Annotated in this window: 1 protein-coding gene and 1 pseudogene; one reads left to right on the top strand and one right to left on the bottom strand. The window is 66.8% G+C overall.

The features are described 5' to 3' along the window. Nucleotides 1-490: 490 nt before the first annotated feature. Nucleotides 491-949, bottom strand: a complete 459-nt coding sequence (locus GA0115259_RS33250) for a hypothetical protein (RefSeq protein ID WP_141716790.1) — start codon at nucleotides 947-949, stop codon at nucleotides 491-493. Between the two features lie 200 nt (nucleotides 950-1,149). On the opposite strand from GA0115259_RS33250, the pseudogene GA0115259_RS33245 reads away from it, so the two are divergent. Further along, nucleotides 1,150-1,419, top strand: a pseudogene (locus GA0115259_RS33245) (DinB family protein); the annotation flags it as partial. Nucleotides 1,420-1,637 lie beyond the last annotated feature (218 nt).

Raw genomic sequence — 1,637 nt, 5'->3', positions numbered from 1 at the left:
GGGTTCGCGCAGAGGCCGCCTCTGTGCGAACCCGCCGCGGCCCGGGGCTGCTCCTCTGAGATCCCTGCCAGAGGCCGAGGCCGAGGGCGGGTTCGGGTGCGCGTGCGGAGGGGACGACGACGCCCGGTGGTCAAGGCCTCGTGGCGGTCGCTCCCAAGTACGCCGAGTCGTGGGCCCGGGGCTGCGACCCGGTCGGGACAGGCGGGTCCGCGCCGGCCCCGGCCGCGCCAGGCGCGGTGTCACGCCCCCCTGTCACGCCCGGTGTCACGGAGGGCTGCGTGTTACCTCTGACCTGGAGAGATGCCCGAATTCGGGGCCTGTTCCTCCAGGGCGTGACACCTCTAGATCCAACCCCAGCGCGCATGGTACTTCGGCGGCCAGTGTCCCGTGCCACTGATCGTCGACCGGTTGTCAGTGAAGGTGACCAACGCGAGTTTGTGTCATCGAAGTTGGACCGCCCCCGTTGCCGCTGCCAGCAGCGGTTGTGCGGTCAGGAGATCAGGCAGCGAGCGGCGATGCCGCGCAGCGTGCCGGCGGCTTTCGCGGCGGCCATGGCCTCGGTGGTGGGCTCCCCGCGCAACGGGCCGCAGAGGATGACCGGGCGCTGACCCTCAACCGTCGACCACAGGCGGTCGTCCAAGGGGATGCCGGCGCCCAAGTCGAACAACTCGTTTTGGACTGCGGTCTGAGCCTCGTCGAGACGGACGATCCGCATGACACGGCGGGCGCTACCGTCGATGGAGACGACCCATCGGGGGTCACGCTCCAAGATGTCCTTCCATACCGGCCATCCGAGCCCGGAGAGGTCATCGAGCTCCCCGACCGGGGTGCGCGGCTCCAAGCTCAGTTTCAGCAGCCAGCCCGCCGGCTCGATGTGGCTGCGGGAGAGGACGAGGCCGAACGGGATCTCTTGCCTGGTTCCAGCCGTGCGGCTGCGGTCGATAGCCATGTCGAACAGGATCGCAACCGCGCAGCAACGATGCACGGGCCTTCACACAGACTGATGAACCATCCGCGATCCGCTTGCATCGCCTCCGCCGACCGCCAGCACGGCGCGCTAGACGGGAGAGCGCTCAATCCTCGGTGACACGAACTTGCATCGGTCAGCCTTCGGTGGCAATCAGTCAAGATTCGGTGGCGCAGGACAGCCAGGACGTCGGCTCCCAGACATTCGCCTACGCGGGGACCGCTGACGAGGCGCTGAAACAGCTCGATGAGATGTATGGGAGATGGAACGCGGGGGTCCGCAAGCTCTCGGACGTTGAACTGGACAATCCGCCCACGGTGGGTCCCGAGCGGTTTCCCATGGAGAACAGGGTCCTGCACGTCAACAGGGAGCTGATCCATCACGGCGCCGAGATTTCCCTGCTGCGCGACCTCTACCGCTGGCAGGACGGAGCCGTACCGCACCGAATATGACTTTCGGTAACCGGCGATCGAGCTTCGGAAACTTACTACGTTCTTCTTCGGGACAGGACAGCGTCATCTTCCGTCGCCGATATGCCTTCTGGCGGCAGCGCTGGGAGCATGTCCGGCGCTGTGCCCTGCGGCTCCCTTCTGGCATAGGGCCTGAACAAACTGGGCAGCGCGGTGATTCACGGGATTCGTTGCGGGTCGGGGCGAGGGCGTCAGCCCTC

The sequence above is a fragment of the Streptomyces sp. MnatMP-M17 genome (genome assembly GCF_900091995.1).
Taxonomy (GTDB): domain Bacteria; phylum Actinomycetota; class Actinomycetes; order Streptomycetales; family Streptomycetaceae; genus Streptomyces.
The sequence above is the reverse complement of the archived record's forward strand: the minus strand, read 5'-3'. Positions and strand labels throughout refer to the sequence as shown.

Coding starts and splice junctions, on each gene's coding strand:
- GA0115259_RS33250 (WP_141716790.1), bottom strand. CDS start 949: ATGGCTATCGACCGCAGCCGCACGGCTGGAACCAGGCAAGAGATCCCG.